Annotated in this window: 4 protein-coding genes; 1 reads left to right on the top strand and 3 read right to left on the bottom strand. The window is 56.1% G+C overall.

The window, feature by feature from the left end; all coding sequences use genetic code 11:
• Both F1379_RS14020 and moaA read right to left on the bottom strand, forming a co-directional pair.
• Positions 1–884, bottom strand: an 884-nt coding sequence (locus F1379_RS14020) for an IS256 family transposase (protein ID WP_150270659.1), incomplete at its 3' end; no start/stop codon positions are given.
• A 471-nt stretch (positions 885–1355) separates the two neighbouring features.
• Positions 1356–2357, bottom strand: a complete 1002-nt coding sequence (moaA, locus tag F1379_RS14015) for a GTP 3',8-cyclase MoaA (protein ID WP_150270657.1) — start codon at positions 2355–2357, stop codon at positions 1356–1358.
• Positions 2358–2687: 330 nt separating this feature from the next.
• On the opposite strand from moaA, the gene F1379_RS14010 reads away from it, so the two are divergent.
• Complete coding sequence (locus F1379_RS14010) at positions 2688–3383, top strand: TorD/DmsD family molecular chaperone (RefSeq protein WP_150270655.1); 696 nt, start codon at positions 2688–2690, stop codon at positions 3381–3383.
• Positions 3384–3457: 74 nt separating this feature from the next.
• Here F1379_RS14010 and F1379_RS14005 read toward each other — a convergent pair whose 3' ends face one another.
• Positions 3458–6679, bottom strand: a complete 3222-nt coding sequence (locus F1379_RS14005) for an efflux RND transporter permease subunit (RefSeq protein WP_150270653.1) — start codon at positions 6677–6679, stop codon at positions 3458–3460.
• Positions 6680–6681 lie beyond the last annotated feature (2 nt).

The raw sequence follows: 6681 nt of genomic DNA, 5'->3' as shown, positions 1-6681 counted from the left end.
ATTTCTTTGGCGTACAGCTTGCTCCATTTCGCTTTCACGGTGTCAAAAGCCGCACGGGCCAACTCTTCATCGGCAGCGTTGTATACTGTCTTCAGATCTTCAATGACTTCGGTCCGGTGCTGAACCCGGATTTTCGGAAACGTGGAGCGGACTTTATGAACGACGCAATGTTGCACATCTGCCTTCGGGTAGACTTCTTTAAACGCTGCATCCAGCCCGGGCAGACCGTCAAATACACCAAGTAGCACTTCCTGTGCTCCACGGTCATAGAGGTCTTTGAGCACTTCACGCCAGCCGTTGGCACTTTCCTGACCGCCCACATAGAAGCCCAGAATTTGACGGTGGCCTTCCGTGTCAATGCCCATGGCAAAGTAAACGACCTCGCCGCTGACAGTCCCACGCTTGAGTTTGACGTAGAGGCCGTCCAGATAGATGACAGAGTAGCGTTTTTGGAGCGGACGTTTCTGCCACTGGTGGATGTCCTCCAGCACCGTTGCGGTTATATTGCTGACGGTGGTAGGCGAGTAGTGACTGCCGAACATACTTTCAATAAACCGGGCCACGTCCCGGGTGCCCATGCCCGATTTGTACATCTGAATGACGGCTTCTTCCAGCCAACCGTCGCGTCGTTGGTACGGTTCAAAAAGCTGCGTCTGAAACAATCCCTGCCGGTCCCGTGGCACTTCCAGGTCTTCAATATTCCCGTAGCGGGTATGCAGATTGCGAGTGTAGTATCCGTTACGGCTGTTACGTATCCCGGCATCTTCCGAAGACATAAATGCCTGGATTTCAGCCCGGAGGATGGACTCTAAGTTATCTTTCACGAACTCTGTAACAAGATTTTCAAATAGATTATTTAGCATATTTTCGGGTACAATAGTCATCGAGTAGGGTTCCTTTCTTGGTGGACTTCAACAATCCCGAGAATACCCTACTTTTTTGTTGCCTGACTAGGCCCCAAATCTTGGTACACAACTTATTTTACGCCATCTCAAACCCTATCGGTTCCTGGGAATAGTTCGATTTTCGCACACTAATTCTTCCCTTTTTACGGATTTCAATAATCTAATTCGATTATCGCCACTTAATTTGGGCAATATTGGTGTGCTGCTTGATTTACAACCATATTAAGTGGCGATTATCCAACTAGAGCTGCGATCTACCTACATATAGGTGGAATTAAGTGGCGATTATCGAACTAAAGCCGCGAACAGGAGATGCCTTTCGTTCATCATAACTACATCCGGTCTTATCCGGGCTAATCTTAAGTGCAACTTATAAATGTGAAAAAAGCGGCCGTACGATCCCGGCAACGGGAGGTACGGCCGCTTGCTATGTTCCGGTCACCCCGCAGGCTATCCGCCGATCTGGGACATGCGGCGTTTGGTCGGGGTGTGGCTTTGCTGCTTGCGCTCAAGGGCGAGCGCCATTTCATGATTGTGCGGCTTGTTGCCGAGCGCCTTGCGGAACAGCGCCTGCACCGCAGCCGGGTCGCTGGTCAGCGGCCGGACGTTGTATTCGTCCTCCCAGTAGAGGCAGGCCTTGATGTGGCCGTCGGCGGTCAGCCGCAGCCGGTTGCAGTTGTCGCAGAAGTGCTCGCTGACCGGGTGAATCAGTCCGAAGGTGCCCTTGGCGCCGATTACGCGGCGGTTCTGCGAGGGGCCATTGCCGGAGGGGCCTTCATCTTCGGTCGTCTCCCACCCGGCCTCTGTACAGGCGGCGACCACCCGCTCCAGCGGCAGGTAGGTCTGGCGCCAGGCATCGCTGGCGCTGCCAATCGGCATATATTCAATAAACCGTACATTCAGCGGGCTATCCAGGGTCAACGCAATGAAATCCTGAATTTCATCGTCGTTGATGCCCTTCATCAGAACAACATTCAGCTTGATCGGCGACAGGCCTGCCGCTTGTGCGGCTTCGATGCCCTTGAGCACCATGGCGACTTTGCCGCCGCGGGTAATCCGTTCGAAGCGGTCCTGCTTGAGCGAATCCAGGCTGATGTTCACCCGCGACAGTCCGGCCTCCTTCAGAGCGGCGGCCTTGGCCGGGAGCAGCAGGCCGTTCGTGGTGAGCGATAAATCCTCGATGCCGGGAATCCCGGCCAGCATGGCGACCAGCTTCTCCAGATCCTTGCGGACCAGCGGCTCCCCGCCGGTAAGGCGGACCTTGCGCAGTCCCAGCGGCGCGAGCGCCCGGACGACAGCGGCAATTTCCTCATAGCTCATAATCTCGTCCTGGGGCTGGAATTGCATTCCCTCCGCAGGCATACAATAAATGCAGCGCAGGTTGCAGCGGTCGGTTACCGAGATGCGGATATAATCATGAAGGCGTCCAAACGGGTCCGTCAACGGTTCCATGGCGTTGCCCCCTTTTCTGTCAGTCTAGTTTATATCAAATTTTAAAGATTAGCCGGGTCCACGTCAATGGAGCAAGACAACCTTTATCATATGTGAGCCGGAAGAAATGGCAAAGGTCAATTTTAACAGAATTGTGACGGTTTGCGGTATTGGTCAAAGAATGCTCACCGAAAGCGCTTTATTAATCCGATATAATGATAGTGCGGAAGGAATCCAAGCGATTCACCGCTCACTTTTGCGAAGAGAACAGCTATGAGGCCGGATATACGCCCCCTGGATGCTACAGGAAACCTAGGGTGGTCGGTCAAATTTATAGGGAGGATTTGCAAAATGACCATATCAACTGTTCCACCGCTTGTCGTGCCGGAGACGTTTAACCGTTGGCTGGAAAGTCGGGGACTGATATATCAGCTGTTAGTTGATTTCTATGGAAGAAAGCCCAGTTTGTCGCTGGTGGCCCAGTGGAGCCGCAATCCGCAAATGAGTGTTGCTGCGGAGATGACAGAGGGAGGCCGTGAGCTGAAGCGGTACCTGTGCAGCCAGGAGCCTGCGAAGCTGCCGGGTATCTGCGAGAGGGAGAGCCTGGAATATACGCGGCTGATGAGCCAGCGTTCGGCAAGCGCCTTTGTGACGCGGGAGGCGGCGCAGCTCGGCCGGGAAGAAGCGTTCTGCAATGTACTGTCCGATGTGTATGCATCGGCCGGGGTAGTCTTTAAGAAATGCAGCGGCGAAGCCGATGACCATATTTCGATTGAGCTGGAATTCATGGCCGTGCTGCACGAACGGATGCTGTATAACAGCTTCTCGGCGCGGAGTGCCCTGCAGCTGCTGGAGATTCAGGAGAGCTTCCTGGAGGAGCATCTGCTGAAGTGGACACCGCAGTTCTGCGAACGGCTGAATGCAGCCACTGAAAGTCCGCTGTACCTGGGGCTCAGCCACATGCTCGAGGAATTCCTGCCGTATGATCTGCAAATGCTGCGTGCCTTCAAGGGTGCGCTGGAGAGCGACGCGGCGGCGATGGTGTAAGCGAATGAAATAAGGGGGTGTTCCAGGCAGCCATCACAATGGCGCTTGGAACACCCCCTTTCATGTACCCGGTGCTATTCCACGGTTTTGTTCTTGCGGAATTTCATCAGGAACTCATACACAATCGGCACAACAACCAGCGTCAGCAGTGTAGAGCTGACCAGACCGCCGATAACGGTAACACCAAGACCCTTGGAGATGATCCCCGCGCTGTTCTCCAGACCGGTAACGAGCGGCAGCAGTGCGCCGATGGTGGCCAGCGCGGTCATCAGGATCGGCCGCAGGCGGGTCGCGCCGGCTTCAAGCAGCGCTTGCCGTGTCGTCAGACCTTCGTTCTCCTTGTGAATAACCCGGTCGATGAGCACGATGGCGTTGGTGACGACAATACCGATCAGCATCAGGGCGCCCATCAGCGCCGAGACGTTCAGCGTCTCGCCGGCCAGAAGCAGCGCGACGAGTGCGCCGATGACCGTGAACGGCAGCGAGAACAGAATGGCAAACGGTGCGAGGCCGCCGCCGAAGGTCACAACGAGCACGAAATATACAATGGCAACGGCGGCCGCCATGGCGACGCCGAGCTGGCTGAATGTTTCATTGATTTGCTCGGTAACCCCGCCGAACGAGACGGTTACGCCTTCCGGCAATTCCATAGCTTCAATCTTATCCTTCACCTTGTTGGAGGCGCTGTTGACATCGCTGGAGGTGATTTCGGCAGTCACATCCACGGTCATCTTGCCGTCGATACGGGTAATTGTATCCGGCGAGGAGCCCTTCTCAATGCTGGCCACCTGTCCGATTGGCACGGTAATGCCCAGCGGCGAGGTCAGCGTGGCAGCCTCCATCTCCTCAATGCTGCTGTAGGTTTCGGTATCGGCTTCAATATAGACATTGTAGTTCTTGCCGTCCACATCGACTTCCGTCAGCACCGGGCGTGTGGTCACCGGCGCCAGCTTCATGGCGATCTGGCCTGCGGTCAGGCCCAGCGAGCTGAGCTTTGCCTGATCGGCAACAATGGTGTATTGCTCGTAAGACTCGGACAGACTGGTGTCGGCGTCCGTGAAGTTCTTGTTGTCCTCATTGACAATGGCGAGAATATCGTCGGCTACCGGCTTGATCTGCTCCAGCGTATCGCCGAAGACATTGACGGTCAGCGTACTGCCGCCAAGGCCGCCTCCGGCCAGCCCGGACATATCGCCCCATTCGCCGGTAGGCACTTCCTTCGTTAAGCCTTCGATCAGGTTCTCCTTCACGGTCTCGAAATCCGGAGTGTCGCTCTCATAAGTCAGATAGAACAGGCCGGAGTTGCCCGAGCCCATACCCATGATTCCGCCTCCGCCGATGGAATATTGCAGCTGCTCCAGGTGCTCCTGGGTCAGAATGTATTGCTCGGCTTTCAGTGCCTGCTCCTGAACCTCTTCCTTCGTCTGGCCGGCCTGCGGCGAGAAGGTCATAATAATGTTCTTCTCTTCCTGCTCCGGCATGAAGCTGACGCCAATCGGCTTGATCAGGAAGATACTGCCTACGAGCAGCAGTACGGCAGCGCCGAAGGTGATCAGCTTATGGTCCAGCGACCAGTTCAGAATCCGCAGATAGCCGCCCGCCAGCTTGCCCGGCTTGTCTTCGTGGGTCTGCTTGCCCTTCCCCAGTCCATTGCGGAAGAGCGTGTGCGCCAGGGCCGGCACAAGGGTAATAGCCACCACCAGGGACGCCAGCAGGGCGAAGACCATAGTGAGCGCAAACGGCAGGAACAGCTCGCCGACCATTCCGCTGACAAAAGCAAGCGGCAGGAATACGGCGATGGTAACGATGGTCGAAGACAGAATCGGTACGAACATCTCGCGGGTAGCGGCGCTGATCAGCTCGCGTCCGCGCAGCTTCTCGCCGCTAAGAGACAGGCGGCGGTAGATGTTCTCGATGACGACAATGGAGTCGTCGACGACGCGGCCGATGGCCACGGTCATCGCCCCGAGGGTCATCATGTTCAGGGTGATATCCATCTGCTTCAGCAGCAGCACGGCGATGAGCAGCGAGAGTGGAATCGAGATAATCGAAATAATGGTCGAGCGGATATTCCGCAGGAACAGCAGAATGATCAGCACGGCGAACAAGGCGCCGAAGACGGCTTTGGACAGCATCGTGCTGACGGAATCTTCAATCGGCTTGCCCTGGTCGAGCATGACACTGATGTCGGCGGAAGGATACAGCTCCTTCAATTCATCGACGGCATCCTTGACGCCGTTGACCACTTCGACGGTATTGGCGTCATTGTCCTTGATGATCTGGACGCCGATGGATTCTTTGCCGTTGGTGCGCGAGATGGATTCCGACGTGCCGACCACTTCAATGTCGGCGATGTCGCCCAGCTTCACCGTTGGCAGTCCGGCAGCGGCCATCGCTCCGGCACCAGCGGCGCCGGCTGCATCTGTGCTGCCCGCAGCGCCCGCTGCTGTACCGGGTGCCGCACTACCAGCAGCATCCGTGCCGGCAGCAGCACCAGCATTGCCCGCAGCACCTGCAGCTCCAGCAGCTCCAGCCGTTCCTGCACCCGAAGGAACAGCCGGGATGCTCAGGTTCTTCAGATCTTCCACGGTGGTCACGTTGCCGTCGACAACCACCGCCTTCTGCGCGTCCTCAAGCTGGAAGAGGCCGAGCGGCACACGCAGGGAGTTGGCCTGAACGAGCGTCTTGACTGTATCTTCGCTGAGTCCGTATTGATTTAATTTCTCCTGGTTAAACTTCAGGGATACTTCGTTGACATACTGGCCGGAAATCTGCACCGAGGCTACGCCCTCGACATCTTCCAGCGCAGGCCGGATGTCATTCTCGGCGATGCGGGTCAGCTCTTCCAGGTTCTCGCTGCCGTCTGCAGTCAGGCTGAGCGAGATTACGGGCAGGGAGCTGAGGCTGAAGCGGGAAAGGGACGGCTTCTGGGCGTCATCCGGAAGGTCGACCTCATTCAGCGCTTCCCGCACAGCTGCGGTTGCGTTATCCAGATTAGTGCCGTAATCGAATTCAATGGTGATGCTGGAGGCATTCTCGAGTGACATCGAGGTGACGGTCTTGACGCCGTCTACGTTGCGGAGCTTCTGCTCCAGCGGCTTGCTGACGTCATTGACTACCCCTTCGGGGGCGGCGCCGGGGTACACGGTGGTTACGCTAAGGAAAGGGATATTGATATTAGGCAAGGTCTCCTGTTTCATATTGAGTCCGCTGTACAAGCCTGCGAATACAATAATGATAGTGAGCAGCCAGATCGCGAATTTGTTCTTCAGCGAGAAATTAATCAGGCTCTTCATAA

The organism is Paenibacillus tepidiphilus (genome assembly GCF_008635795.1).
Taxonomy (GTDB): domain Bacteria; phylum Bacillota; class Bacilli; order Paenibacillales; family Paenibacillaceae; genus Paenibacillus_AQ; species Paenibacillus_AQ tepidiphilus.
This window is presented reverse-complemented; position numbering and strand designations above follow the sequence as displayed.